Here is a 24,781-nt window from a genome sequence, read left to right on the forward strand (position 1 = left end):
GGGCGTCGTCAAAGCATGGGCCGATGGTAGGACATCCGTGTGCACGACACCAGAGGTTTGTAGCGTGGTGTCCATGGCTACCGATCCCCGCACCGCACGCGAGCGTATGACCGCCGGCGAGAGTTACCGCACCGCAGGTACCGAACTGATCGAAGATTACTGCGCTGCAGACGAACTCATTATCGAATACAACGCGACATCGGCGCGGCAACGGGCCGAACGACACGACATTCTGGAACGGTTGCTTGCCGAGGTCGGGGACGACGTGTCCATCCGCCCGCCGCTGCGGGTCGACTACGGGTACAACATCCGAGTCGGGTCGAGGACGTTCGTGAACTTCGGCCTGGTCGCACTCGACGTCACACCCATCACGATCGGCGACGACGTTCAGATCGGTCCGAACGTCCAACTGCTGACGCCGACGCATCCGCTCGATCCGATGGAACGGCGCGAGGGGTGGGAGGCCGGTGCCCCGATCACGATCGGCGACAACGTGTGGCTCGGCGGCGGGGTGATCGTGTGCCCCGGCGTCAGCATCGGGGCGAACAGCGTGATCGGCGCCGGGTCGGTGGTCACCAGGGATGTTCCCGCGAACTCGGTGGCCGTGGGGAATCCGGCACGGGTGATCAAGACGGTGTGAGCCGTCGCCTGCGCTGACGCGGCCGACAGCATTCACAGGTCGGAGGCATTCTGGCGGTACACATTTCGCGAGTCGTGGCGTCGACCTGGCGCGGCGACGGTGAGTCGCCCGTCGAGCGACTCACCGTGCACACCGTCGTTCACCGAGGTGCGCTGGCCAGTCCCGCACCGATGTCCAACGTCGGGAGCGGCAGTGTCTCGGACGTGGAGGCCAACTCGTCCCACAGGTCGCGTCCGCGCTTGCCCGTTGCCTGCGCGTACAACGCCGCGATGCCCGCCACGTGCGGCGTCGCCATCGACGTCCCGCTGATGGACCGGTAGCGGTCCGGCATCGGCCAGGACGAGTAGACGTCCAGACCGGGACCTGCGATGTCGATCTCACCGCCGCCGATAGGGTTGGTGCGCGCCGAGAAGGAAGCAATCCGCAGGTCCGACGCCAGCGCCGCGACGGCCATGATGGTGGTGGCGTTCGCGGGGCTGCCCACGAACCCGGGATCACCCGGTCGGTGCGCGTTGTTGCCGGCCGCGGCGATGATGAGCACTCCCGCTGCGAGCGCGCGGCGTCCGATCGTCTCGTACGCCACGACCTGCTCGCGCACGTTGGCGCCGAGCGACATCGAGATCACCGCACACCCCTGCGACATCGCCCACTCGATACCGGCGATGATGCCGGTATCGGTGCCGGATCCGGCGTTGCTGAGGACTTTGCCGACGTAGATGGACGCACCTGTCGCCACGCCGTAGCGCCGTCCGGTGCCGGGAGTCTTCGGCCCACACGAGGTGCCGACGCAATGCGTTCCGTGTCCGTTCCTGTCCTGGACTTCCTCGCCGGGCACGAAGGACCGCGACACGATCGGCCGTCCCACGTAGTCCGGGTGAGTAAGATCGAAGCCCGTGTCGAGAACGGCCACACGGACGCCGCTGCCGTCGTAGGGGGAACTGCTGGCGCGGGTGGCCTGGAGGCCCCAGGTGTATCGGCCGGTGTCCGCGAGGTGGGTGTCCGCCGCAGACGCGTGCTCCGACCGGGTGGTGGCCGGGGCTACGAGAGCGCGGATGACGTGCTCCGGTTCGATGGCGAGGATGACGGTGTCGCCGTTCACGTCCATCGATTCGGCCTGTGCCGCGGAGACGGTGGCGACCGCGATGCCGAGTTGTTCGAAGATCACCGCGTCGGCCGGCATCGCTTCCGCACCGCCGAGCGAGTCCGAGTCGACGTCCTCGCTCGACGCGACGCTGGATACGCCGGCGATGTTCCGCAGAGCTGCGGCGCGTTGCTCGGGCGTGCTGTCATCGGTGAAGGTGACGATGTGCCGACCGGTGGGTTCGTCAGTGAGAGTGGCTGTTTCGGTGTCGATCATGACTGTGTCCTTGTCGTTGGTGGGATGTGGTCGGTCATGCCGGCCAAGTGGCATAGCCGTACTTGACGAGGTCGACCATCGGGCTTCCGCCTGCGAAGACGACGCGGGTCGGGTCGAGTCCGTCCTTCTCCTGGCCGCTGCAGACTGCGACCACGGACGGTCCTTCGTTCGGCAGCCACAGCGGTCCGCCGGACCAACCGGGGCCCAGGTCGACACGGGTGGCGAACTCGAGCTCGCGACCGGGGTTGTCGTCGTCGATGTCACGGATGCCCATGTCGAGCTCGACTGCGGGACGCCCCTGGTACGTGCCCGGGTAGCCGGAGGACACGTAGCGCCGCGCGTACAGCTCGTCCTCGGTGCGGAAGGAACTGGCGCCCATCCACCCCAACGCGCGGCCGAGGGGCTGGTACAGCTTGCAGATGATGTAGTCGTGACCGTTGGGAATGTCCTGCGGGCTGAAGCCGTGATACGCCTGCACGTACGAGCTGCCGAAGGGTGCCGTGCCGCTCCGATAGGCCGGGGTGAACTCCATGAACCAGGACGCGGATCCCCAGGGAGCGACGTGCCCCGCGGTGAGCAATAGGTTGGGTCCGACGAGCACACCGGATCCACTCTTGCCGTTGCTGTTTCGGACGTAGCCGACCGTGCACATCGGGTAGATCAGGGGATTGGGTTCCTCGTGCACGAGAGGCTCGTAGAACGTCTCTCCGTCGATCTCGAATGTACCGACGACGGTGGGCGATTCGGCTCGTGCCCACGGTGGGCAGAAACCGGAGGTGCTCGAGCCGGGCATGTCGGTGCCGCTCGACAATGCACTCGGGTCGACTCGGGACTGCTCCTGCCCGGGAATCACGGACAGCAGTTCCTTAATGTCGTCGGGGATCGAATCGAGTTCGTGCAGTTGGTCTGTCGGTAGTGCGCTCATCAGAACTCCTACTCGTCGGTCGTCACCGAGATGGTGACGACCACGAGTCTGAATTTCCGATCGGGGTGGAACACGCGTAGTGCGCTACGCGATTTCCCGGGCCGCGCGACGCGATACGCGGGTCGGGCGACCTAGCGTGGCGGCCGCAACACGTCGGTGCCGACGAACGGAACCAACGCCTCCGGGATCCGTACACTGCCGTCGGACTGCTGGTGGTTCTCGAGGATGGCCGAGATCCACCGCGTCGTCGCGAGCGTCCCGTTCAATGTTGCTGCGGTCTGCGGCTTTCCGGTGTCGTCGCGGTAGCGCACCGACAACCGACGGGCCTGGAACGTGGTGCAGTTGGACGTCGAGGTCAGCTCGCGGTACGTGTTCTGCGTGGGAAGCCATGCCTCACAATCGAATTTGCGGGCCGCCGACGACCCGAGGTCGCCGCCCGCGGTGTCGATGACCCGGTAGGGCACCTCGATGGCGGCGAGCATTTCCTTTTCCCACCCGAGCAGGCGCTGGTGTTCGGCGTCGGCATCCTCGGGACGGCAGTAGACGAACATTTCGACCTTGTCGAACTGGTGGACGCGAATGATGCCGCGGGTGTCCTTGCCGTAGCTGCCCGCTTCACGTCGGAAGCACGACGACCAGCCCGCGTACCGCTTCGGCCCGTCGTTCAGCTCAAGGATCTCGCCCGAATGATAGCCCGCGAGAGGCACTTCCGATGTTCCGACGAGGTACAGGTCGTCCTCGTCCAGGTGGTAGATCTCGGCAGAGTGCGCGCCGAGGAAACCGGTGCCGGCCATGATCTCGGGCCGCACCAACACGGGCGGTATCACCATCGTGAAACCGTTCTTGACGGCCTTCTGCGCTGCCATCTGCAGCAATCCGAGCTGGAGGAGAGCGCCGTATCCGGTCAGGAAGTAGAAGCGCGCGCCGGAGACCTTGGCGCCGCGCTCCATGTCGATGATCCCGAGCGCCTCACCGATCTCGAGGTGATCTTTCGGGTTCTCGATCGCGGGGGGCTCACCGACGGTTTCGAGCGTCACGAAATCCTGCTCGCCGCCCGCCGGAGCACCGTCCTGCACGATGTTGGAGATCGCGCGATGCGCCGCGTCCAGAGCCGCGTCGCCGACGCCCTGCGCCGCCTCGGCTTCCTTGACCTTCGCCGCCAGAGCCGACGCACCTTCGAGCAGAGCGGGTCGCTCCTCCGGGCTCGCCTTGCCGACCGTCTTTCCGAGCGCCTTCTGTTCGGCACGGAGGTTGTCGGCCGCCAGAACCGCCGCCCGACGGGCGGCGTCGGCCTCGAGCAACGCGTCGACGAGGGACGGATCCTCCCCGCGGGTGCGCTGCGACTCGCGGACTGCTTCGGGGTTCTCGCGTACGAATTTGAGGTCGATCACGGCGACGAGCCTAACGAGTCAACAAAGCCAGGTAGTCCTCGCGGCCGAACATGCGGGCAGCGTCGACGGCCGTCGGACTTCCCGCAGTCGCGTCCGCCCCAGCGTCGACCAAGGCACGCACCACGTCGTCCTCGCCCTTGAACACCGCTCCGGCCAGCGGTGTCTGTCCCTTGTCGTTCGCGAGATCGACGTCGGCTCCGCGCTGGACCAGGGCAATCACCGTCGGCGCATGTCCGTGGTACGCGGCGAGCATGATCAAGGTGTCACCCGATTGGTTCGCCATGTCCACCGGAACGCCGGCGTCGACGTAGGAGGCAAGGGCTGCCGTGTCACCCGATCGGGCCATGTCGAAAACGCGGGTCGCGAGATCCATGATCTCGTCGCTCGCCTCGTTGTGACCGGTCATACCGCCACAAAGTACAGGCAGGCATGATGGTGGTGATGTCCACCAAGCCTCGAGAGCCCGGCACCAACCGACCGTCCTCCGGCCTGCCCGGGGTCAACCGACCGGCCTCCGGCCTGCCCGCTGCCTCGGCCGGCACCGCCCGCCGGACACTGGCGCTGTTCGCTCTCGGCGCGATCGTGGCGGCGGTGGTCACCCTCGTCGTCTCGGGCGGGTTCGGGCAGGGAACGTCCCTGGCGACGGAGGCAGGACCGGCGGCAGTCGCAGCCAAGGACAGCTCGTTCGGTTCCGCGGAGCCCGGGGAATGTCTGCAATGGACGCCGACGGACGATCCGAACACCGACCGTCAGGACCTCACGACCGTCGCCTGCGCCCAACCGCACCGCTTCGAGGTGGCATCGAACGTCGACCTGTCGATGTTCCCCGGGGCCGAATTCGGGCCCACCGCGGCCTATCCCGACGGGGCTCGTTTCGCGTCCCTGCGCGACGAACACTGCGTCTCGGCCGTCGAGGAGTACATGAGTGGCCGGTTCGACCCGACCGGTAAGTACAGCGTCGGGTTGATGTACCCCAGCCAAATGGGATGGGCCGACGGCGAGCGCAGCATCAGGTGCGGCATCCAGCAGAGCGGTGCGACGAGCGCCTTGCAGACGATGGTGGGCGGCGTCGCGGATCAAGATCAGTCCACGGTCTGGGACGCGGGAACGTGCGTCGGGATCGCGGCCGGAGTGCCCACCGATCCCGTCGACTGCTCGGAGCCGCACGCCTTCGAGGTGGTGTCGGTCGTCGACCTGACGCCCCAATTCCCGAACGGGCTCCCATCCGTCGACGACCAGGACAAATATCTGGAGCAGACATGTACGACGGCGGCGAACGACTACCTCGGTGATCCGGACGCTCTCCGCAACAAGACCCTGACGTTGTTCTGGGACAACGTCGACGCGTCGAGCTGGTTCGCCAACAGTCGACGCGTCAGCTGCTCGATCGGCAAGGAAGTCGAGTCCGGCGGCTTCTCGACCATCGTCGGTTCCGCCAGTGGCGACATCACCATCGACGGCGCAGCTCCGGTCGCCCCGCCTCCCCTCGCCGACGGTCGACGCCTCCCCACGCCGTTGCCGGGGGCCGCACCGTTCCAGAACGGAAACTGACGTGCCGGTCGACATGACCGAGGCCGACTTCGAGAACGCCGTCGGCGACGCACTCGACACATTGCCGCACGAGCTCGCCCGCCACATGGACAACGTGGTGATCCTGGTCGAGGACCAGCACCCGACCGAAGACCTGTTGGGCTTGTACGAGGGCATCGCCCTGACCGAGCGGTACGAGTACAGCGGTCACCTTCCCGACGTCATCACCATCTACCGGCTCCCGATCCTCGACATGAGCGAGGACCTCGAGGACGCCAAACGCGAGATCGCCATCACCGTGGCCCACGAGATCGGCCACCACTTCGGAATCGACGACGAACGGCTCCACCAACTCGGATTCGGCTGACCGGACGCGGAACCGTTTCCGCCGCGCGCGCGTCCAAGGGTGTGAGAGACGAAACGGGGTTCGTTCATGTCCGGTCACATCCTTGTTCAACCCGAGGCCCTGCACGCCGCTGCGGCCGAACTCGACGCCGCAGCCGCCCGCCTCGAGACCAGTCTGTCGGTGAACGGTGTGGCACTGCGGCCACCGCCATCCGGGGCGGAGGAGGTGTCGTTCCTCGCGGCGGGCTACTTCGGCGCCCTGGCCGACGGTTTCTTCCCCGCAGCGCTCGCGTCCATCAGCGAACTGCACGAGGCGGCGGCCACGCTGCGAGCGCAGGCCGCGGGTTACGCGGACGGTGACCGCGTGTTCGGTGAGGCTCTGGCCGCGGGAGGGCCGCAATGACCCTCGGAGTCACCGGTGTCTTCTGGCTGCCCCGCACCGCAACAGGCAATTCCTCGACGCTCATCGCGGGGGCGGGGCCCGTTCCACTGTCTGCCGCGGCCACAGCGTGGACCGGCCTCGCGGCGGCGTACACCGACGCGGCTGCCACCGTGTCGCGCGTGATGGCCGAATTGGCGCCGACATGGGAGGGTTCGACGGCATCCGCCGCGCACAGTCGCCTCGGCGCGTTCGTGGCGTGGACGCACACGACGGCAGAACTGGCGGCCGAGTCGGCGGCGAAGGCGGGCGCTCAGGCGGCCGCGTACTCCACGGCAGCCGTGGTCATGCCGAGCCTGCCCGAAATCGCGGCGGTCAAGGCCACCAAGGCGGCTGCGTACGGCGCAGGAGGAGCGCTGAACGGGTCTGCCCAGGCCGCGGAGATGGCCGACAAGGCACTCGACGTGCGCGCCGCGTTGGTGATGGAGGGGTACGAAGCCGCGACCAGCGTGCTCGCCGTGCACCGATCCGTCCCACCGCCGCCGCAGATCACGGTGGCCATCGGCGCGGGCGCAGGAACGGGTGTCGCTGCCACGCAGCGCTACAGCGACTCCGAACACGACGTCGACACCCACCCCTCCCGTACCAGTCCGGCGCAGGCCACCATTGCCGCAGCACTGTCCAACGCCCAGAACCCGGCGACGGTGCAGTCGACGGTGTCGCAGGTGGCGAACGTCGGAAGCGGAGCCGCGAACAGCGTCATGTCGACGATCGGCGGGCTCGGGTCGTCCACACTCCCCGCGACGGCGGGATCCACCGGCGCCGGGCAGTCCGCGTACGTACCGCGGTCGTCGGCGGGCACCGCTGCGGCCTCGTACGGCGGTGTGTCGGGTCTCGCCGGGGTGGGCGGCAGCGGGTTCGCAGCGGAGGGGTTCGCGGTCGAGCGCACCCGCGGTTCGTTCTCGACCGGTCCGGCTCTCGACTCCGGCGTCGGCGCTGCGGCGTCCGGTGCGGTGATCGGAGCGCACGAGAACGTGGGCCAGGGCAGGGTCGCCGGCGGAGCGATGCCCGTGTCGTCGGTTCGGCCCGAGGACGATCACCGGATCGAGACGCGATTCGCCGATCGCATCACCCACGAGTCCGACGGCATCGCGGTGATCCCGCCGGTCATCGGTTCCGATTCGGACGTGTGAGATGGCGCTGGAAGGCGGGTTGATCACCATGGGCGCAGCAGTCGATCTGCACCTCGACGACGACGAGATGGCCTTGGTCATGCACGATCTCGGCATCGACGAGCTACCGGGAGTGTTGGATTGGCGGCCGCCGCATCGCGACGACGACGAACGCCGTCCGGCATTCGCACGCGTGCTGCCGGAGCTGCGCACCCGCGGGGTGATCGACGGTTCGGGGCACGTCGAAGCTGTTCTTGCACAACATCTTCGGACGCTGTACCGGTCGACGTGGGACGTGGAAGTACGCACCGTCACCCGAACTCGGACGGGGCCGATCATCGAACGGCGTTGCCTCTCCTCAGGTGTCGACGGACTGGTTGTTGCCGACCGCACCTCGACGGGGTACCGAATTAGGACAGCCGGCGTCGGCATGGTTGTCGACAGAGCTGCACCGCTTCGTTTCTCGGGCATCTCGGCTCCCACAGACACCATGGCCGCTGCCCTCGACCGACCGCAGCCGGCAACGTGGGTCGCTCTCGGCTGCGACGACGCGACTGCGGTGATTCTCGGAGAAGTGTTGTCTGCCTCCGATACTCACGTCGAGATCGTGATGGTCGGTCACCGGGGACCGATCCCGGAACGGATCGGGACGCCCATAGCGCTCTTCGAAACTCCTCGCGGACGGATATTGGCCACCACCTCGTACGCGGCGGACGGCACCGCATGGACAGCGTTGGCTCCCGGCACCGACGCTCGGATCCGGTCCGAAATCCAGACGTTGATCGACCTGTTCTGAGTGTGTCGGTGGTGGGTTGTAGGTTGCGCGGTATGAAGGAGTTGGGGGACTTCACCGACATCGACGACCGGCAACTGGTCGTCGACGCTGTCACGCTCGCTGAACACGAAAACACCGTCACAGCACAGAAACTGGCGCACCTCGCCGAAATCGACCGCCGCGGACTCGCCCTCACACTCAACGCATCGAGCATCACCCGCTGGTGGGCCAGAGGCACCCGCGTCACCGACGGCAACGCCGCCCGCCAACTCGACCACGACCACTGGCTGGGTGCCTGGCCCATCGTGCACCGAGCACTGTTCGACGCCGACATCCACCACGCCCACACCGTCGCGATCCACAACGGACTCGACGCGGTGATGGCAGCCGACGCGTTGTCCCAGGAACGGCAGACCGAAGTCGTCGCCGACCTCCTCCACGTCGCCCGCACCGGCACCACCCACACCATCGGCCGCCGCGCCTCCACCCTCGCCCTCGCCGCCGCCCGGGACGCCCACGCCCGCGCCGAAAAAGCCCGCGCCGCAGCCGAGGAAGCTCGCGCCGCAGCCGAGCAGGCTCGGCGCACAGCCGAGCAGCAAGCCCGGCGCACGGCCGGGTCGGACGACGAGTCCGATCCCGAACCAGACCCCACGCCACCGCCACCTGCCCCGGACCCGCTGCCGTTGCCCACCCCGCCGGTCCCGCCGTCGGAGAACGCGGCCCTCAACCGGCTCTCCATCCACCCCCTCCCCAACGGCCGCCACCGCCTCGACGGCGACCTCGACACCCTCACCACCGACACTCTCCGAGCCGCCCTCGACCCCCACTGCGCCCCGGTACCCGGACCCCACGGCGAGCGCGACCCCCGACCGCCCGCCCAACGCACCGCCGACGCCCTCGCCACCCTCCTCGACCGACACGTCCGCGGCGGACACAAACCCACCTTCGCCGGGACGATCGACCTCGCCGCGCTGACCCGCCGCAACCCCGCCGACACCGGCCGCGACAGCTCCGACACCGCGGGCACCGACACCGGCCCCACCGACACGGGTCCGAACGACACGGGTCCGAACGACACGGGTCCGAACGACACGGGTCCGAACGACACGGGCCCTGCGCACACCGCACCGGGCCACGACCACTCCGAGGGCGACCGCTCCGAGGACGACCGCCTCCTCAGTTCGCACTCGGCCACACCTCCCGGCCGCGTCCCACCCGCGTTCACCACCCCACCCACCGACACCGACACCGACACCGGCACCGGCGACTGGCCGTTCCAGCTCGCCTGGACCGGACCCGTCAGCCACGCCCTCGCCCTGCTGGTGACCTGCGACGCGCACATCGACCCCATCGTCGTCGACGGCGCCGGCGTCCCGCTCGCCATGGGACGTACGGTCCGCACCGTCACCGCCGACCAACGCACCGCCGTCACCGTCCGAGACCGGTGCTGCATCCTGTGCGGCCGACCACCCCAGTGGTGCCAAGTGCACCACCTGATCCACTGGGCGCACGGCGGACCGACGGACCTCGACAACCTCGCCCTGCTCTGCGGAGAATGCCACCGACACGTCCACCAACACGGCTGGGAGATCGTCCTCGGCGACGACCGACACCCCCGCATCATCCCGCCCGCGAGCACCGACCCGACCCGACCCGCCACCGAGACCTACCACCGACAACGACGACGAGACGCCGCGTGAGTCAGCCCATCGGGTCGTCGAGCACCTCGACGCCCCGAGTGTCGGGCGGTTGCGTGTGGAACGGCGGGGTGAAGGTCGACCAGCGAACGCAGTCCCATCCGTCGGCGGTGGGTACGAGCTCGACGGTCTCCGTGTTGCCCAAGTGGTTGGCGGCGGCAAATTCGGCGTCGACCGCTCCGATCTTGGCTGCCACCAAGCGAATTGCCGCACCATGGCTCACGACGTACACGTTGCCGTCAGCCGTGCGGTCGCGCAGAGAGTCCAGCACGGGGAGGTAGCGGTCGAACACGTCACGAGCAGACTCGCCCCCACTCAGCCGTGCGTCGACGTCACCGTCCAGCCACCGTCGATATACGTTCTGGAAGGCCTCGTGCGCCTCGTCGTCCGTTCGGTCTTCGAACTCGCCGACGTACGTTTCCTGCAACCCGTCCACGACCTGCAATTCAACACCGGTCGCCTCCGCGATGTAGCCGGCGGTCTCCTTGGCGCGCAACGCAATCGACGAGACGACCGCTGCTGTCCGGCCGCTGATGACCTTGCCGAACGCGGCGGCCTGAGCATGACCCTCCGGCGTCAACGCCGCCCCGGGAGGCAACGTGTCCAGCCGCTTGGCGACGTTCGAGAAGGTCTGGCCGTGACGCACCAGAATCAGCTTGTCCGTCATCGGTCCACGTCCCGACCGGTGCGCAGACCGTCGAGCCATGCGGCGCCCAACGTGTCGGTCGGCGGCCCGCTACCGTCTCCCGCTTCCGTCGTCGACGGCCAGGACCCCAGGAATCGGATCGGCATCTTCCGGTGCAACGCAGTCAGCGCCGCGGCGACCTCCGAGTCGTCGATGTGACCCACGCAGTCGACGTAGAACCGGTAGGTACCGAACGATGTTCGGGTAGGCCGTGATTCGATGAAACGGAGGTCGATGTCTCGCATCCCGAACTCGGCGAGCGCGGTGTGCAGAATGCCGGGTACGTTGTCCGGCTTCAACACGATCGCGGTTCGATCGGAACCTGTTCGCTCGGGCGGTGATTGGGGCCGCGTGACGTACACGAACCGCGTTCGAGCACCGGCGACGTCGGCGACGGATTCGGCGAGCGACGTCAATCCCAGACGAACTCCCGCCAATCCGGTGGACACCGCGGCATCGGCCAGGCCCGCCGCCACGTCCTCGGCCGCACCCGCGTTCGACGACGCGAATTCCACGACCGCGTTGGGCATGTGCTTCGCCACCCACAGCCGCACCTGTGCCGCCGCAACCGGATACGCGCGAATCGACGTGGCGTCGGCCAGCGTCACCCCGGCTCGCCCGAGGATGGAGAAGGTCACGTCCAACTCGGTTTCGGCCATGATTTGCAGCCGGTCGCCGGTGACCAACGCGTCGAGCGTCGGATTCACCGACCCCTCGACGGAATTCTCGATGGGAACCACGGCACCGTCCACCGAGCCGTCCCGCACGAGTTCGAGGGTTGCCGGCGGGCTCTGGGCGCTCACGCGTTCCACCGAAACCCCGAAGGCACCGGCTTCCTCGAGCTTCGCCAACGCCATCTCGGTGAAGGTTCCCGACGGTCCGAAATAGGCGATGCGCACACCCGAAGGTTACGTGGTCCGCCCCCGCGCACCGGCGATTACGGCGTCGAGCGCGGTTGCGATCTCGCCGGCGTGTTCCGTCTCGATCCCGAGCAGCACCGTGCGGGTGGCGGCGGCCGCGTCCGGATGCAGCGACGTGAGCACGTCGATGTTCGGATTCAGCAGACCGGTGCGGATGTCGTCGCCGCGCAGCGCGGCCACCGTTCCCGAGATCACCGACAGCACCTCGGTCGCCGTTGCGCACCTTGCCACGAAGCCGCCGTCGAGGTGTGCGACGACGGCCAGGAAGTCGGCCTGCTCGTCGGCCGAGGCAGAAGTCAACCCGGGCGTGTGGCCGGCCAGGGCGATCGACGCGACATCCGCCCCCGGGGAGAAGACGGTCAGTGAGGGCCGCAGCCGCAGTGCCAGCACGTCGTCGAGCAGGTCCGCCGGAACATCGACGGTCAGACGATCGACATCGGCGAGTGCGAGAGTCGAAGGGTCCACTTCGAGGGACATCGGCGTGACAGCGGGTCCGATCATCGGGTGAACGGCAGCCTCGGCAGCGCTGGGCCAGAGGAGTTCTTCGAACAGCGCTCGCGGGTCGCGCCGAGGCCGCACACCCAAGGTCAGCATCGTCGGCACCCAGCCGACTCTAGACGCAGCTCTTGCGGATACGAACCCGGTAACTTACGTTAGCCATACCTAACTAACGCTTCTGGAGGTCGCATGACCAGCGTCGCCACCCTCGGCCCGTCCACCGCCGAACGTGTACGCAGCGCCTGCCTGCGGGCGGAGCATGCCGTACTGGCCGTCGAGGGCAGCGCCCCCGCCGTCACGTCGGTCCACCATCTGCGCTCGCCGGGCGAGATGGTGCTCGTCGTCCCTGCTGGATCGACCGTCGGCGGGCCCGCCGTGCTCGAACTCACCGACCACGCACCCGTCGACCTGCGGGAACGGGTGCGGTCCCTCGTCTGGATCAGCGGTGACCTCCGCCGGGTCCCCGACTCGGTCGTGCGGCCCGTCGCGTCGGCTGTCGCTGCTGAGTACCCCCACCCCGGACTGCTCGACGTCGGCCACACCGGCACTCTGCTCCGCCTCATCATCAACTCTGTCGTCGTGGCCGACGGTTCGGGCGCCGAACCCGTTCCGGTCGAGGACCTGCTGCGTGCCGAGCCCGACCCGTTCTGGGAAGTCGAGACGGAGTGGCTCCAGCATCTCGACAGCGACCACTCGGAACTCGTCGCGAAGATCGCACGACGGCTTCCGCCGTCCATGCGTCAAGGTGTCGCCCGCCCGCTCGGCATAGACCGCTACGGCGTTCGGCTCCGTGTCGAAGGTCCGCACGGTGACAACGACGTGCGCATTCCCTTCGCCGCGCCGGTCGACGACGTCGCGGGGCTCAGCCAAGCAATTCGCGTCCTCATGGGGTGCCCGTTCCTGAACGGTCTGCGCGCCCGCGACTGAGGGCGGCTGCGCCACACGGGTGTGAAAAAGAGTCCTCCTGCACGCTTTCTCACACCCGTGTGGCGCAGCCGCATAATCGACACCGTGACCCCGACCGAATCACCACGCTCCATCCGCATCGAGATTGCGGTCGTTCTCGTGGTGACGTTCGCGCTCAGCGGCGCATCGAGTGTGCTGTCGCTGATCGAGTCGGCGATGCAACCGGGCTCGCTCAGCGATCAAACCGTCGCCATCAATGTCACTCAGTCGAATCTCGGCATCATCGACCTGCTGCGACAACTCCTCGGTATCGCACGACTGGCCGCGTGGGGCGCGTTGGGTCTGTACCTGTTGTGGCGCAGCGGAATCGGACCCAAGGCGGTCGGTCTCGCACGGGCAAAGCGCAAGGACATCCTGCACGGAGTGCTCCTCGCCGCCGGCATCGGGATTCCCGGTCTCGCGTTCTATCTGGTGGCCCGTGCGCTCGGATTCAACGCAACCGTCCTGCCGAGCACCGTCGACGACTACTGGTGGCGGCCCGTCACCCTCACGCTCTCTGCGGTCGCGAACTCGTTCGCCGAAGAGGTCGTCGTGGTCGCGTATCTCATCTCGCGCCTGAAGGCTCTCGGCTGGTCGTCGAACAAGTCCCTGGCCGCGTCGGCGCTGCTGCGCGGTAGCTATCACCTGTACCAAGGACTCGGCGGTGGAGTGGGCAACCTGGTCATGGGCCTCATCTTCGGCCGGTACTTCCAGAAGACGGGCCGACTGTGGCCGCTGGTGATCGCCCATGCGCTGATCGACGTGGTGGCGTTCGTCGGTTTCAGCCTGCTCCGCGGCCATGTTTCCTGGCTCCCCGGCTGAGCGCGATTACAGTTGCTCGGATGAACGACCGTGAGGAACCACCCATCGCACGTCGGCGCGGTGGCCCACCCCAATGGTCGAATCAAACGCCCCGGCCGAATCAGACGCCCCGGCCGAATCAGACGCCCCGGTCGAACCAGCCGAGACCTGCGCAGCGCCCCAACGAGATCCCCCGCGCGTGGTCCGACGCCCCGCCCCCGCATCGCCCTGATCCCTACGACCGCCCCCAGCAGTACCGCGAACCACAGCAATACCGTCAGCCCCAGCCCTACCGAGAACCACCCCGGCGTGAACCGCCAGCCGCTCCGCCCGTCAGGAAGCCTCGGAAACGACGACACTGGGGTCGCCGAATCGGCGTCGCCCTGCTCGTTCTGCTTCTGCTGATCGTCGGGGCCGGCGTCTGGGCCGACACCTCCCTCACCCGCGTCGACGCCCTGACCGACTACGAGGGGCGCGGCGGCGACACGCCGGGCACCAACTGGCTCGTCGTCGGATCCGACAGCCGCGCCGGGCTGACCGACGACCAGGAAGCGCAGCTCGCGACCGGCGGCGAAGTCGGCAACGGACGCACCGACACTCTCCTGCTGATCCACATTCCCCGGTCCGGTCCGACCACCATGGTCAGCCTGCCGCGCGACTGGTACGTCCCCATCCCCGGCAACGGCACCGACAAGCTCAATGCCTCCTTCGCCATCGGCGGCGCACCGCTCACCGTCCAGACCGTCGAGAACGCGACCGGACTGCACATCGACCACTACGCCGAGGTCGGGTTCGGCGGCTTCGCCGGAATGGTCGACGCGATCGGCGGCGTGGACGTCTGCGTGCCCTACGCCATCGACGACCCCCTCGCAGGTCTGAACGTCGCCGCCGGCTGCCAGACGCTGTCCGGGCCGCAGGCCCTCGGCTTCGTCCGCAGCCGCGCCACCGCGCTCGCCGACCTCGACCGCATGAACAACCAGCGTCTGTTCCTCTCGGCGCTGCTGTCGAAGGCGACGAGCCCGTGGACGCTGATCAACCCCTTCCGGGTGCTGCCGCTCGTGAGCGACACGGTGAAGTCGCTGACGGTCGACGACGGCGACCACATCTGGAACCTCGCCGCACTCGGGTGGGCCCTGCGCGGGGAGATGGTCACCACGACGATTCCGGTCAGCGGTTTCGAGGACGTCGACGGATCGGGCAACGTATTGCTCTCCGACCGCGATCGTGCGTCCCAGTTCTTTCAATTACTCGCCGACGATCAGCAGATTCCTCCCGAGCTGAGAACGTCGGGCTGACGGGTAACCTGCTCTCCATGACCAGCGCCATGCAGAACAGCGATTTCCACGTCTTGCTGCGCGAGCAGGTACGCCACGAGTTCACCGCGTCGCAGCAGTACATCGCCATCGCCGTCTACTTCGACGGTGCCGACCTGCCTCAGCTCGCCGCCCGCTTCTACGCCCAGGCGAACGAGGAGCGCGGCCACGCGATGATGATGATCCAGTACCTGCTCGACAAGGATCTCGAGGTCCGTGTCCCCGGGGTCGACGACGTCGTCCACGAGTTCTCCAAGGTCCGCGAGCCGGTCGAGCTGGCGTTGGCGCAGGAACAGAAGGTGACCGAGCAGATCACGACGCTGGCCCGCACGGCACGCGACACCGGGGACTACCTCGGCGAGCAGTTCATGCAGTGGTTCCTCGCCGAGCAGATCGAGGAGATGGCGGCGATGACGACGCTGCTCACCATCGTCGACCGCGCCGGCGACAATCTTTTCCACATCGAGGACTTCGTGGCCCGCGAAATGAACAAGGCCGGCGACGCGTCCGTCGGCGCCCCCCGCGCCGCCGGCGGAATGGCCTGATTACCGCAGCGTGACCTGACGGCTCCGCAGGCCGTCACGCGCGCGTCGTTCGTCGGTCGTCATCGGCGTCGTGTCGGCGAGAGCCTCGTCGAGTCGACGGCCCAATTCCTGTGTGCCGGTTGCCCATTCGTCGGGGTGAAGCTCCGGGTCCAGATCGAACACCGGAACCAACAGGCCGTGCGTGCGGAACGATCCCGCGAACCGCGATCCCTCACCGAGGTCGAGGTGACCGGCCGACTGCAGACGGGCGAGCGCGTGCATCAGGGCGTCCTCGTCCTCCGGGCGGACCCACCGCAGGTGCGCCTTGTCGCCGGCGTCGACCCAGTACGCCGCGCTGACTCCGTCGGCGGTGATGCGGGCGGACGGAAGGATGGCCGAGTTGGCCTGTTCGATCGTGGCGGCGACGTCGTCGTCCGGGGTGGTGCCCTCGGGGATCCACCAGCCGAAGTCCTTGTGCACGGTGATGTCGAGCGGGGCCGATCCGTCGACCACGTCGATCAGCCGCGGGCCGTCTGCGGTTCCGGCCTTCAACGACTGACCGGGCTCGGCGGTCTTGGCCCAGTCGATGGACGTGCCGACGTCTAGGGAGAGATCGTTCGACTGCACCTGTACCTGCAGGGCGACGAACGCCTCGGCGTCGCCGGAGGAGTCACGGACCAGCGCTGCGACAGCTCCCGGGAGAACACTTGCCAGCGTGAACGACCGGGACGTGTCGGTGACCGGGAGTGGAGCCGTCGCCGAGGCCACGAACTCGCGGAGTGCGATCAGATCGCACTCGAACGCCAGTCCTTCGAACGGCCGCACCGGCGCTGCGGCGAGGGCCTCGCGCTCCGCCTTCCGCTGCTCCTCGAGCTCCTTGCGTGCGCTGCCTTGCTTCGGTCCACTGTTTCTCTTGCTCTTACCCACGAGCACTGAACTTACAGCGCGGCGCTGTCCAGCCACGCCAAGGTTCGGCCGGGGTGGTTCGTCGCCACCCAGCGGACGCCGGTGTCGCGGCAGTACTCGAGGTCGGCGCGGTCGTCGACCGTCCAGCAGTACGTCGCACGTCCGGCCGCCGCGGCGCGGTCGACGAGGTCGGGGTGCTCGCGCAGCGTGCGGATCGACGGACCGATCGCCGTGGCGCCGACGGTCGTCGCGGCACCGCCGCCCACGTAGCGGGATGCACTGCCGAGCAGAACCGTCGGGAGCAGAGGTGCGGCTCGGCGAATGCGCCAGACCGCCGACGGGGCGAACGACATGATCACCGCTCGTGACAGTGTCGCCGAGCCCGGGCGAGCGATACCGAAGCGATGGAGCTCCGCGAGCACGGTGTTCTCGATCAGACCGCCGTAGCGCACCGGGTGTTTGGTCTCGATGAAGATCTTGGCGGGCTTGGTCTTCCAGTCCAGGACGAGCTCGATGAGCTCGGAGAGCAGCAGTACGTTCGCGGGGTCGTCCGCGGTTCCGTAGTCGAACCCGTTGAGCGATTCGTACGTCATCGCGCTGACGATCCCGGTGCCGTTGGACGTGCGGTCGATGGTGCGGTCGTGCACGCACACCACCTTGCCGTCCCTCGTCAGCCGGACGTCGCATTCGAGCCCGTCCGCGCCTTCCCGCAACGCTTGCTCGTACGCGGCGAGGGTGTGTTCGGGCCGTTCCCCGGACGCCCCGCGGTGGGCTACGACCAGGGGAGTCATCCGACCGCCACCGTCCACCGAGTGATCTCTCGTTCGCGCCCGCGCACGCTCCGGTCCTGTACGCGCCGGATCACGAGAAGCGTGACGACCGCAGTTCCGGCCGCGACCAGATCCGCGAACCCGGTGAACAGGACGCCGTACGCCTGCGCCTGCAGCCCGTCGCGCAGGCGCCACAGCAACACACCGACGACCACGAACCAGTTGACGACCCACGCGGTCCACCACCATCGAACGATCGGGTGGCGTGTCAGCTCGGTCAGGAACACGCCGGGCATCACCAGATTCAGTACGGGCAGGAGCGACCCGACGACGATGACCCACCAGCGCCGCGGATCCAGTTCACCGGCCGCCGCGAACATCTCGCGGCGAGCCACCCGAAGCCAGCAGACGCACGCCAGGATGGCGAGCGCGCCCACGACGACCGACAGCACCGACAGGCAGAGCTCGGCGGCGTCGGACAGGACGAGCTCCAGCGGTGAAATCAGCTGCGAGCGGTTCTGCAGCAACACCCCGAACCGAAAGAACTCGGCGAGCGCCGCCGCGACGAGCAACACGGTGGCGGCGACAAGGAGCCGTGGCGCTCTGCCCGCCATCGATTCCAGTGGTGTCTGCGTCGGTGTCGGCGGCGTGCGGGGTGTGTCGCGCAATCCCCACTGCGGCGTCTCGCGGTAGGACGGGGTGGGCTTCGGGGCGGCGGTGCGCCTGCGCGGACGCGACGGGATCGGACTGCGAGCAACCCACCTGAAACTGTGGACGGGCGCCCGGCCGCCATCGCGTACCGGAGCCAGTAGTACGCCGTTGCAGCGGCGGCACCACGTCGCGGGGGCTGCGCCGACCGCCCAGCGGGTACCGCAGCGCGCGCACACCTGGAAGTAACTCACGGCCGGGTCAGTACACCGACGCGGGACGGCCGTCGTCCGTGATCAGCGGGCGGCCGGCCTGCTGCCACGCCACCATGCCGCCGTCGACGTTGGTCGCTTCGACTCCCGAGTGCAGCAGAAACCGCACTGCCTGTGCGGATCGGCCGCCGCCCTTGCAGACGACGTAGAGATCGGCGTCGGGGTCGAGCTCACCCATGCGGGTCGGCACATCCGCCAACGGGATGTGGATCGCGCCCGGGGCGTGTCCTTGCTCCCATTCGTCGTTCTCGCGTACGTCGAGCAGAATCGCCGTCGACGACGGTTCCGGCACATCTCCGACGTGCACCGTCGGTACGCCTCCTGAGGTCACTTCACGATCCTGTCACGACGCGCGTTTGCCGTGCCACCGACGGCGCCTCGAATTCCGACCTTGCCGCCACAACATGCAGTTATCCCCAGTTTCCACAGGTCGATCCACAGAAACCGGTAACGCGCAGGTTTCCATCCCCAGACCCCTCGGTCCGGTATTGGGCCCCGCTACTGTCGGCCGTATGGAACTGCGTGTTTTCACCGAACCACAACAGGGCGCGACGTACGACGAGCTGCTGCGCGTCGCCAAGGCCGCCGAGGACCTCGGCTACGGAGCGTTCTTTCGATCCGACCACTACCTGGCAATGAGCGGCGACGGCCTCCCCGGTCCCACCGACGCATGGATCACCCTCGCCGGGCTCGCGCGTGACACCTCGACCATCCGGCTCGGCACCCTGGTCACGTCGGCGACCTTCCGCTACCCCGGACCTCTCGCCATCTCGGTCGCTCAGGTCGACGCCATGAGCGGCGGCCGGGTCGAGCTCGGGCTCGGCGCCGGGTGGTTCGCCGAGGAGCACGCTGCGTACGGCATTCCGTTCCCGTCCGTCGGCGAGCGATTCGACCGATTCGAAGAAGCCCTCGCGGTCGTCACCGGACTGTGGAAGACGCCCGTCGGCGAGACGTTCACCTTCGACGGCCAGCACTACCCGATCACCGATTCACCGGCGCTCCCCAAGCCGGCACAGTCGATCCCGCCCGTCGTGATCGGCGGTATGGGCAAGAAGCGCACCCCCGAACTCGCGGCTCGGTACGCCGACGAATTCAATCTTCCGTTCGCCTCGACGGACGCCGCGCAGACGCAGTTCGATCGTGTGCGCGCTGCGTGTACGTCTGCCGGGCGCGATCCCGAGTCGATGATCTTCTCCAACGCACTCGTCCTGTGCTGCGGCACCACCGAGGCCGACATCGCCCGGCGCGCAAACGTTCTGGGCCGTGAGGTCGACGAGCTGCGCGCCAACGGCGCCGCCGGGTCCCCCGCCGAGATAGTCGACAAGATCGGCACCTACGCCGAGCTCGGTTCGTCGCGGATCTACCTGCAGACGATGGACCTGTCGGACATCGACCAGCTCGAGCTCGTCGCGAGCGAGGTCATGCCGCAGCTGTGACGTCGGTGCGTCGCCCCGCCCAGCGCGTGACGATCGCGCGCGCGGCGGGGACTTCCACCCACCGGTACATCGCGTCGGCGACCACACCGGTGATCAGCAGGAACACGGCCACCGCAACCGTCGACCCGACGTGCGGAGCGAGCAGCGCGTACGCCCGGTACAGGATCAGCGTGTGCACGAGGTAGATCGTGTAGCTGCGAGTCGCCAGCCAGTGGACGACCCGAGACCGGGCCGGTCGGCCGTCGTACCGCGCGAGCAGAAGCACCGTCCCGGCGATCAGCAGCACCGTCCACAGATGGGCGTGCTGACCGACGTGGAACGCGTCCGTGTCCGTCGCGTACCGAATGGCTTCGAACTGGGCGAGGCCCGCGACCACGGCCCACCGCCACGACACCAGCCGCGCCCACGCCAGGTAGAAGATCTGCCCGAGGAAGACCGTGGGCAGAGTCGCCGCAATCTTGTCGAGCATGGGGACGGTGTACTCGACCGGCACGTTCGCGGTGTAGACGAGCACGACGACGCACAGGAATGCGCCGAGCAGCGGCGGCACGATGGGGCGGGTCAGAAGCAGTTTCCGCGTCGCCACGCAGTACAGGTAGAACAGAATCTGCACGCTGAGCGTCCAGGTGACCCCGAGTACGACCACCTCGGGACGGTGAAAGAACCCCAGAAGGAAGAAGCTCCCGGCGGCGTCTCCGACGCCGATGCCGTCCTGGCGGGAGAACATGCCGTTGACACCGAGCGCCACCAAGAGGATGGCGAGCGCGACCGCGAACCAGAACACGGGGACGAGCCGGGCTCCTCGCGCGAGAAGATACTGCCGCGGTGGGTGGCGCATCGCGGAGGCCGTGGACACCAAGCCGGTCAGGATCATGAAGAACGCGACCCCGACGAACGACAGATGCTGATTGAGTCCGCCGTATCTCACCAGTCCGAACGCGACACCGTCGATGAGCCACCAGCTGGTCTGCAGGTCGTCGACCAGGTAATAGGAAATATGCGAGTAGACGACCGCCAGCACCGCACCCGCCCGGAGCAGGTTCACCCCCGTGAATTCGATGCGGGGGACGGCGGCGGCAGACATTCAGCCGATTGTAAGGTCCCGTTCACTTTCCCGCGGACCTCGGCGGTGTGTTGTTGCGCGTGGTGTACGAATGGGATTGGCTGGGTACATCCGCAGCTGTTCAGCATTTACGAAGAAGAGAAGGGAACCACGTGTCCGAGTACACACTGCCCGACCTCGATTACGACTATGCGGCACTCGAGCCGCACATTTCGGGACAGATCAACGAGCTTCACCACTCGAAGCACCACGCCACCTACGTTGCCGGCGTGAACACCGCTATCGACAAGCTCGCGGAAGCGCGTGACAAGGAAGATCACGGCGCGATCTTCCTGTACGAGAAGAACCTCGCGTTCCACCTCGGTGGTCACGTGAACCACTCCATCTGGTGGAAGAACCTCTCCCCCAACGGTGGCGACAAGCCCGAGGGTGAACTCGCAGCCGCGATCGACGATCAGTTCGGATCGTTCGACAAGTTCCGCGCGCAGTTCACCGCCGCCGCCAACGGTCTGCAGGGATCCGGCTGGGCCGTGCTGGGCTACGACACCCTCGGCAAGAAGCTGCTCACGTTCCAGCTGTACGACCAGCAGGCCAACGTGCCGCTCGGCATCATTCCGCTGCTGCAGGTCGACATGTGGGAGCACGCCTTCTACCTGCAGTACAAGAACGTCAAGGCCGACTACGTGAAGGCGTTCTGGAACGTCGTCAACTGGGCCGACGTTCAGCAGCGCTTCGCCGCCGCGACGTCGCAGACCTCGGGGCTCATCTTCCCGTAGCTCGTTGTGACTCGACAGCCGCGTCCCTACCGGGGCGCGGCTGTCGTCGTTCACGGAAGGTGGCACTCCCAGGGGCTTGTGTGCCAGGTGGTGTTCATGGTTACTTCACGTACGGGCAACGGAGCCCGCGAGTCGGTTCGGTTCGCGCGCGAGGAGTAACTGCCATGACCAGCATCGGTGTCGCCCCCTTCCATTCGGCCGGAGATCTGCGCGGGTTCGTCGTGTCGGGTCGCTGGCCGAACACCACGAAGGAATGGGCGCAGTTCCTGGCCTTCACTGTTCGTGTCGTATCGACCCCCGGCCTTCTCGGCACGTCGACCGTGTTCGGGGTACGCGAGGAACTGCCCGACGACCCCCAGCCCGGCACCATCGGTCTCGTCATGGCGGAAGGGCCCGTGATCGGCGAATCTGCCGTTGCGCCAGGCCGTTTCGCGGGCCGTCAACCGTCCGCGCTCCTCATGCTCCATCCCCCGTCGGAGACGATGCCGTCCCTCCCGGAATGCGTGGGCGCGGCGTCGGGGTGCGTACTGCTCCCGGGACTACCGCACCTCGGACTCGATCACCGTGCGGCGTGGGTGGAAGCCGAGGCCGACGGAACTGTGACGTCCATGGTGAGCCGGGTCGGTCTCGACCCGATCAGTGATCCCGACACCGCAGTTCTGGCCATGCTGCTCGCGTCCTGACTGTCACTCCGCCGGGAGACCAGCGTTCCGACGGTGGAGCGAGCGCATCTCGGCCTCGACGTCGCCGACCGGCCCGCGAACACCGATCGACGGCGCCACATCTCCGATGGACAGCGGCGCCACCGGACCCGGCGGCGCGTCCCATTCGGCGAGCCATGCGCTGAGCTGAGCGCCCGTCACCGCGACGACGGTGTCGCCGAGTCCGACCCACGCGTGCGCCGCCGAGCACATCGCGCAGTGCTCGCCCGAGGTGTAGACGGTTGTGCGTGTGCGGGCGTCGGCGCTGAGGTTGGCCACCGCCCACTCCACGATGGTGAGCTCGGGGTGGCGGGTGGCATCACCGCCGCTCACCCGATTCCGATCCTCGAAGAGCACTCGGCCGTCTGCGTCGACGAGCACCGAACCGAACGGCTCATCGCCGGCATCGAGCGCTTCGCGCGCCAACTCGACGCAGCGACGAATGTGCACGAGATCGTCGTGACTCGGAAAGCTCATGCACCCATTCTGCTGCTCAGGTCATCCTGCCGGCTACAGGCGTTTTCTTTCTCCATGCGCGCCACAGCAACCGCAGAGCAAGTCCGAGTGCAAGGAACGGTGACAGCAGAAGCACCCACCCGAGGGCGCCCTGCGCACCGAAAAAGGCTGCGAGAAAGATCAGACCAGCGATAGTGAGAATCCGCTGCTGCCGTCGACCAGGGCGAGGATTTCCTTCCCGGACGCGGGCGTTCCAGTACCGGGCCATCCGGTAATTTTCCGGACCACCGCGCTGGAATACAACCCGAGTCAGTCGGGACACACTCGACCGCGGAGTTCAGACCTGCTGCACGGTGTTCCTCGTTGGATGTCCGCGCCTTACCCATCGGACCGAAAGCCGAGGGTACCCTCAGAACAGAGTTTGGGTCCCCAAACTTATTGCGAGAGTTGCACTTTCGCGAACGCAACTTTATTGTCGTATTCAGCGAAGGGGAGTAGCCCCCAATCACCGCGTCGACATACTGGCCTTGCGCCCGGTGCGGTGAACCCAGTTGGCAGCTGGGTGGGCGAGACCTTCGGTCCCTGACCGAAGTGTCTTCTGGAGGATTCGATGTTCGCTGCCCTACTGCTCAGTTTCGGTGTCATCTTCGTCGCCGAGCTCGGCGACAAGTCCCAGCTCATGGCCATGACGTTCGCCCTCAAGTACCGCTGGTGGGTCGTCATCTCTGCCATCACGGTCGCCACGACCATCGTCCACTTGGTCTCGGTGGCCGTCGGCCACTTCCTCGGCCTGTCGTTGCCCACGAACCTCATCGGCATCGTCGGCGGCATCGCCTTTCTCGTCTTCGGCCTGTGGACCCTGCGCGGGGACTCACTCAGCGACGACGAGACCACCAAGGCCGACAAGGTCACCAAGTCCGCGTTCTTCGCCGTCGCGTCGGCCTTCTTCCTCGCCGAACTCGGCGACAAGACTATGCTGGCCACCGTCACCCTCGCGTCCGACAACAACTGGGTCGGCGTCTGGATCGGTTCGACCGTGGGCATGGTCGCGGCCGACGCCCTCGCCATCGTGGTCGGGGCGGTGCTCGGCAAGCACCTTCCGGAGCGGCTCATTCAGTACGGAGCGGCCACGTTGTTCTTCGTCTTCGGGGTCTGGCTGGTGCTCGAGGGTCTCTACCCCGAGACGTCGATCGGCGTTATCGCAGCCGTCGCAACGTTCGTCGTCGGCAGCGCGCTGACGTGGTGGCGAATGTCGGTCGAGCGCACCCGTGTCGACGCGTCCTGAGTTCCTCGCGGCGGTCCTGACCAACCCGGTCAACGCCGCAATTCTCGAACGCGGCGGCGAACTCGGCCAACCCGCCTGGTACCTCGCCGCGGGCGCGGTGTTCCAGACGGTGTGGAACCACCTGGACGGGCGAGATCCCGGCGCGGGGATCAACGACTACGACTTCTTCTACTTCGACACCGACCTCTCGTACGAGGCCGAGGACGCCGTGATCGCAAGCGCACGCGACCTGTTCGCCGACCTCGGCGTCGACGTAGAGGTGAGAAATCAAGCGCGCGTACATCTTTGGTACGAGAAGAAGTTCGGGAAGCCGGGCGTGCAATTCAGCTCGTGCGAGAACGCGATCGACCACTTCGCCTCCCCGGTCTGTTCCTACGGCGTGCGCAGGGAACCCGACGGCGCCTTCTCCGTCTACGCCCCGTTCGGGTACGCCGACCTGTTCGACCGCGTCGTCCGGCCCAACACGGCGCTCGCAACCCGTGAGGTCTTCGAAGCGAAAGCCGCACGGTGGGCGCGGGAGTGGCCGGGAGTGTCCGTCGTAGGCTGGCCCTGAAAAACTGTCAGCTACTGG

Annotated in this window: 29 protein-coding genes; 16 read left to right on the forward strand and 13 right to left on the reverse strand. The window is 67.4% G+C overall.

Features of this window, described 5'->3' with window-relative positions:
- Nucleotides 1–73 precede the first annotated feature (73 nt).
- Nucleotides 74–640: a sugar O-acetyltransferase gene (locus IEW02_RS25395; protein WP_188542724.1), complete on the forward strand. Its 567-nt coding sequence runs from the start codon at nucleotides 74–76 to the stop codon at nucleotides 638–640.
- 139 nt (nucleotides 641–779) lie between these two features.
- On the opposite strand, the gene IEW02_RS00260 is transcribed toward IEW02_RS25395, so the two are convergent.
- The 4 genes from IEW02_RS00260 to IEW02_RS00275 all read right to left on the reverse strand — a co-directional run bounded on the left by IEW02_RS00260 (nucleotide 780) and on the right by IEW02_RS00275 (nucleotide 4,719).
- Complete coding sequence (locus IEW02_RS00260) at nucleotides 780–1,997, reverse strand: S8 family peptidase (protein WP_188542725.1); 1,218 nt, start codon at nucleotides 1,995–1,997, stop codon at nucleotides 780–782.
- 34 nt (nucleotides 1,998–2,031) lie between these two features.
- Complete coding sequence (locus IEW02_RS00265) at nucleotides 2,032–2,922, reverse strand: trypsin-like serine peptidase (protein WP_188542726.1); 891 nt, start codon at nucleotides 2,920–2,922, stop codon at nucleotides 2,032–2,034.
- Nucleotides 2,923–3,053: 131 nt separating this feature from the next.
- Nucleotides 3,054–4,313: a serine--tRNA ligase gene (serS, locus tag IEW02_RS00270; protein ID WP_188542727.1), complete on the reverse strand. Its 1,260-nt coding sequence runs from the start codon at nucleotides 4,311–4,313 to the stop codon at nucleotides 3,054–3,056.
- 10 nt (nucleotides 4,314–4,323) lie between these two features.
- Complete coding sequence (locus tag IEW02_RS00275; protein WP_188542728.1) at nucleotides 4,324–4,719, reverse strand: ankyrin repeat domain-containing protein; 396 nt, start codon at nucleotides 4,717–4,719, stop codon at nucleotides 4,324–4,326.
- A 35-nt stretch (nucleotides 4,720–4,754) separates the two neighbouring features.
- On the opposite strand from IEW02_RS00275, the gene IEW02_RS00280 reads away from it, so the two are divergent.
- From IEW02_RS00280 to IEW02_RS00305, 6 genes are all read left to right on the forward strand, one after another.
- Nucleotides 4,755–5,864 (forward strand): septum formation family protein, encoded by a 1,110-nt coding sequence (locus IEW02_RS00280; RefSeq protein ID WP_188542729.1) that lies wholly within the window; start codon nucleotides 4,755–4,757, stop codon nucleotides 5,862–5,864.
- 1 nt (nucleotide 5,865) lies between these two features.
- Entirely contained in the window at nucleotides 5,866–6,210 is a 345-nt protein-coding gene (locus IEW02_RS00285) for a metallopeptidase family protein (protein ID WP_188542730.1), read from the forward strand.
- A gap of 66 nt (nucleotides 6,211–6,276) precedes the next feature.
- Nucleotides 6,277–6,591: a PE domain-containing protein gene (locus IEW02_RS00290; RefSeq protein ID WP_188542731.1), complete on the forward strand. Its 315-nt coding sequence runs from the start codon at nucleotides 6,277–6,279 to the stop codon at nucleotides 6,589–6,591.
- Nucleotides 6,588–7,760 (forward strand): PPE domain-containing protein, encoded by a 1,173-nt coding sequence (locus tag IEW02_RS00295; RefSeq protein WP_188542732.1) that lies wholly within the window; start codon nucleotides 6,588–6,590, stop codon nucleotides 7,758–7,760. The genes IEW02_RS00290 and IEW02_RS00295 overlap by 4 nt, the downstream gene beginning before the upstream one ends.
- A gap of 1 nt (nucleotide 7,761) precedes the next feature.
- Complete coding sequence (locus IEW02_RS00300; RefSeq protein ID WP_188542733.1) at nucleotides 7,762–8,535, forward strand: ESX secretion-associated protein EspG; 774 nt, start codon at nucleotides 7,762–7,764, stop codon at nucleotides 8,533–8,535.
- Nucleotides 8,536–8,567: 32 nt separating this feature from the next.
- A complete protein-coding gene (locus tag IEW02_RS00305; RefSeq protein ID WP_188542734.1) occupies nucleotides 8,568–10,214 on the forward strand; it encodes an HNH endonuclease signature motif containing protein in 1,647 nt (548 codons plus the stop codon).
- A 1-nt stretch (nucleotide 10,215) separates the two neighbouring features.
- Here the strand turns inward: IEW02_RS00305 and IEW02_RS00310 are convergent, their stop codons facing one another.
- From IEW02_RS00310 to IEW02_RS00320, 3 genes are read right to left on the reverse strand one after another with little or no spacing between them, the layout of a single operon-like run.
- Entirely contained in the window at nucleotides 10,216–10,878 is a 663-nt protein-coding gene (locus tag IEW02_RS00310) for a histidine phosphatase family protein (RefSeq protein ID WP_188542735.1), read from the reverse strand.
- A complete protein-coding gene (pheA, locus tag IEW02_RS00315; RefSeq protein WP_268236685.1) occupies nucleotides 10,875–11,795 on the reverse strand; it encodes a prephenate dehydratase in 921 nt (306 codons plus the stop codon). The genes IEW02_RS00310 and pheA overlap by 4 nt, the downstream gene beginning before the upstream one ends.
- 9 nt (nucleotides 11,796–11,804) lie before the next feature.
- Nucleotides 11,805–12,410 (reverse strand): hypothetical protein, encoded by a 606-nt coding sequence (locus tag IEW02_RS00320; protein ID WP_229745819.1) that lies wholly within the window; start codon nucleotides 12,408–12,410, stop codon nucleotides 11,805–11,807.
- A 93-nt stretch (nucleotides 12,411–12,503) separates the two neighbouring features.
- Between IEW02_RS00320 and IEW02_RS00325 the strand changes: the two genes are divergently transcribed.
- The 4 genes from IEW02_RS00325 to IEW02_RS00340 all read left to right on the forward strand — a co-directional run bounded on the left by IEW02_RS00325 (nucleotide 12,504) and on the right by IEW02_RS00340 (nucleotide 15,918).
- Entirely contained in the window at nucleotides 12,504–13,241 is a 738-nt protein-coding gene (locus IEW02_RS00325; RefSeq protein ID WP_188542737.1) for a DUF2470 domain-containing protein, read from the forward strand.
- Between the two features lie 75 nt (nucleotides 13,242–13,316).
- The gene (locus tag IEW02_RS00330) at nucleotides 13,317–14,081 is read left to right on the forward strand and encodes a CPBP family intramembrane glutamic endopeptidase (RefSeq protein WP_229745820.1); all 765 of its coding nucleotides are present in this window, start codon (nucleotides 13,317–13,319) and stop codon (nucleotides 14,079–14,081) included.
- Nucleotides 14,082–14,101: 20 nt separating this feature from the next.
- Nucleotides 14,102–15,355, forward strand: coding sequence for an LCP family protein (locus tag IEW02_RS00335; RefSeq protein WP_188542739.1), 1,254 nt, complete (start codon nucleotides 14,102–14,104; stop codon nucleotides 15,353–15,355).
- Between the two features lie 17 nt (nucleotides 15,356–15,372).
- The gene (locus IEW02_RS00340) at nucleotides 15,373–15,918 is read left to right on the forward strand and encodes a ferritin (RefSeq protein ID WP_188542740.1); all 546 of its coding nucleotides are present in this window, start codon (nucleotides 15,373–15,375) and stop codon (nucleotides 15,916–15,918) included.
- On the opposite strand, the gene IEW02_RS00345 is transcribed toward IEW02_RS00340, so the two are convergent.
- Genes IEW02_RS00345 through IEW02_RS00360 form a run of 4 tightly spaced genes read right to left on the reverse strand, consistent with a single transcriptional unit; the run spans nucleotide 15,919 to nucleotide 18,824 of the window.
- Nucleotides 15,919–16,824 (reverse strand): DUF5926 family protein, encoded by a 906-nt coding sequence (locus tag IEW02_RS00345; RefSeq protein ID WP_229745701.1) that lies wholly within the window; start codon nucleotides 16,822–16,824, stop codon nucleotides 15,919–15,921.
- Between the two features lie 11 nt (nucleotides 16,825–16,835).
- A complete protein-coding gene (locus tag IEW02_RS00350; RefSeq protein WP_188542742.1) occupies nucleotides 16,836–17,594 on the reverse strand; it encodes a glycerophosphodiester phosphodiesterase in 759 nt (252 codons plus the stop codon).
- A complete protein-coding gene (locus IEW02_RS00355; RefSeq protein ID WP_188542743.1) occupies nucleotides 17,591–18,475 on the reverse strand; it encodes a DUF4328 domain-containing protein in 885 nt (294 codons plus the stop codon). Before IEW02_RS00355 ends, IEW02_RS00350 begins: the two co-directional genes overlap by 4 nt.
- Before the next feature lie 7 nt (nucleotides 18,476–18,482).
- Nucleotides 18,483–18,824 (reverse strand): rhodanese-like domain-containing protein, encoded by a 342-nt coding sequence (locus IEW02_RS00360; protein WP_188542744.1) that lies wholly within the window; start codon nucleotides 18,822–18,824, stop codon nucleotides 18,483–18,485.
- Between the two features lie 181 nt (nucleotides 18,825–19,005).
- Here IEW02_RS00360 and IEW02_RS00365 point away from each other — a divergent pair, with 181 nt between their 5' ends.
- Nucleotides 19,006–19,929, forward strand: a complete 924-nt coding sequence (locus IEW02_RS00365; protein ID WP_188542745.1) for an LLM class F420-dependent oxidoreductase — start codon at nucleotides 19,006–19,008, stop codon at nucleotides 19,927–19,929.
- Here the strand turns inward: IEW02_RS00365 and IEW02_RS00370 are convergent.
- Nucleotides 19,913–21,013: an acyltransferase family protein gene (locus IEW02_RS00370; RefSeq protein ID WP_229745702.1), complete on the reverse strand. Its 1,101-nt coding sequence runs from the start codon at nucleotides 21,011–21,013 to the stop codon at nucleotides 19,913–19,915. The genes IEW02_RS00365 and IEW02_RS00370 overlap by 17 nt on opposite strands.
- A gap of 131 nt (nucleotides 21,014–21,144) precedes the next feature.
- Here IEW02_RS00370 and IEW02_RS00375 point away from each other — a divergent pair, with 131 nt between their 5' ends.
- Together IEW02_RS00375 and IEW02_RS00380 are read left to right on the forward strand one after the other, a co-directional pair.
- Nucleotides 21,145–21,768: a superoxide dismutase gene (locus IEW02_RS00375; RefSeq protein WP_188542746.1), complete on the forward strand. Its 624-nt coding sequence runs from the start codon at nucleotides 21,145–21,147 to the stop codon at nucleotides 21,766–21,768.
- A 164-nt stretch (nucleotides 21,769–21,932) separates the two neighbouring features.
- Entirely contained in the window at nucleotides 21,933–22,451 is a 519-nt protein-coding gene (locus IEW02_RS00380; protein ID WP_188542747.1) for a peptidase, read from the forward strand.
- A gap of 3 nt (nucleotides 22,452–22,454) precedes the next feature.
- On the opposite strand, the gene IEW02_RS00385 is transcribed toward IEW02_RS00380, so the two are convergent.
- On the reverse strand, nucleotides 22,455–22,946 hold the full coding sequence (locus IEW02_RS00385) for a nucleoside deaminase (protein ID WP_188542748.1): 492 nt from the start codon (nucleotides 22,944–22,946) through the stop codon (nucleotides 22,455–22,457).
- Between the two features lie 589 nt (nucleotides 22,947–23,535).
- Here IEW02_RS00385 and IEW02_RS00390 point away from each other — a divergent pair.
- Both IEW02_RS00390 and IEW02_RS00395 read left to right on the forward strand, forming a co-directional pair.
- Nucleotides 23,536–24,210 carry a TMEM165/GDT1 family protein gene (locus tag IEW02_RS00390; protein ID WP_188542749.1) on the forward strand — a complete coding sequence of 225 codons (675 nt, stop codon included), beginning with the start codon at nucleotides 23,536–23,538 and terminating at the stop codon, nucleotides 24,208–24,210.
- On the forward strand, nucleotides 24,194–24,763 hold the full coding sequence (locus tag IEW02_RS00395; protein ID WP_188542750.1) for a nucleotidyltransferase family protein: 570 nt from the start codon (nucleotides 24,194–24,196) through the stop codon (nucleotides 24,761–24,763). Before IEW02_RS00390 ends, IEW02_RS00395 begins: the two co-directional genes overlap by 17 nt.
- The last annotated feature ends 18 nt before the right edge of the window (nucleotides 24,764–24,781 follow it).

Origin of the sequence: Rhodococcoides trifolii (assembly GCF_014635345.1) — a bacterium.
In the GTDB taxonomy this organism is placed as follows: Bacteria; Actinomycetota; Actinomycetes; order Mycobacteriales; family Mycobacteriaceae; genus Rhodococcoides; species Rhodococcoides trifolii.

Coding starts and splice junctions, on each gene's coding strand:
- IEW02_RS25395 (WP_188542724.1), top strand. CDS start 74: ATGGCTACCGATCCCCGCACCGCACGCGAGCGTATGACCGCCGGCGAG.
- IEW02_RS00365 (WP_188542745.1), top strand. CDS start 19,006: ATGGAACTGCGTGTTTTCACCGAACCACAACAGGGCGCGACGTACGAC.
- IEW02_RS00280 (WP_188542729.1), top strand. CDS start 4,755: ATGTCCACCAAGCCTCGAGAGCCCGGCACCAACCGACCGTCCTCCGGC.
- IEW02_RS00325 (WP_188542737.1), top strand. CDS start 12,504: ATGACCAGCGTCGCCACCCTCGGCCCGTCCACCGCCGAACGTGTACGC.
- IEW02_RS00310 (WP_188542735.1), bottom strand. CDS start 10,878: ATGACGGACAAGCTGATTCTGGTGCGTCACGGCCAGACCTTCTCGAAC.
- IEW02_RS00385 (WP_188542748.1), bottom strand. CDS start 22,946: ATGAGCTTTCCGAGTCACGACGATCTCGTGCACATTCGTCGCTGCGTC.
- IEW02_RS00370 (WP_229745702.1), bottom strand. CDS start 21,013: ATGTCTGCCGCCGCCGTCCCCCGCATCGAATTCACGGGGGTGAACCTG.
- IEW02_RS00350 (WP_188542742.1), bottom strand. CDS start 17,594: ATGACTCCCCTGGTCGTAGCCCACCGCGGGGCGTCCGGGGAACGGCCC.
- IEW02_RS00300 (WP_188542733.1), top strand. CDS start 7,762: ATGGCGCTGGAAGGCGGGTTGATCACCATGGGCGCAGCAGTCGATCTG.
- IEW02_RS00265 (WP_188542726.1), bottom strand. CDS start 2,922: ATGAGCGCACTACCGACAGACCAACTGCACGAACTCGATTCGATCCCC.
- IEW02_RS00275 (WP_188542728.1), bottom strand. CDS start 4,719: ATGACCGGTCACAACGAGGCGAGCGACGAGATCATGGATCTCGCGACC.
- IEW02_RS00390 (WP_188542749.1), top strand. CDS start 23,536: ATGTTCGCTGCCCTACTGCTCAGTTTCGGTGTCATCTTCGTCGCCGAG.
- IEW02_RS00335 (WP_188542739.1), top strand. CDS start 14,102: ATGAACGACCGTGAGGAACCACCCATCGCACGTCGGCGCGGTGGCCCA.
- IEW02_RS00380 (WP_188542747.1), top strand. CDS start 21,933: ATGACCAGCATCGGTGTCGCCCCCTTCCATTCGGCCGGAGATCTGCGC.
- IEW02_RS00260 (WP_188542725.1), bottom strand. CDS start 1,997: ATGATCGACACCGAAACAGCCACTCTCACTGACGAACCCACCGGTCGG.
- IEW02_RS00320 (WP_229745819.1), bottom strand. CDS start 12,410: ATGCTGACCTTGGGTGTGCGGCCTCGGCGCGACCCGCGAGCGCTGTTC.
- IEW02_RS00305 (WP_188542734.1), top strand. CDS start 8,568: ATGAAGGAGTTGGGGGACTTCACCGACATCGACGACCGGCAACTGGTC.
- IEW02_RS00295 (WP_188542732.1), top strand. CDS start 6,588: ATGACCCTCGGAGTCACCGGTGTCTTCTGGCTGCCCCGCACCGCAACA.
- IEW02_RS00290 (WP_188542731.1), top strand. CDS start 6,277: ATGTCCGGTCACATCCTTGTTCAACCCGAGGCCCTGCACGCCGCTGCG.
- IEW02_RS00340 (WP_188542740.1), top strand. CDS start 15,373: ATGACCAGCGCCATGCAGAACAGCGATTTCCACGTCTTGCTGCGCGAG.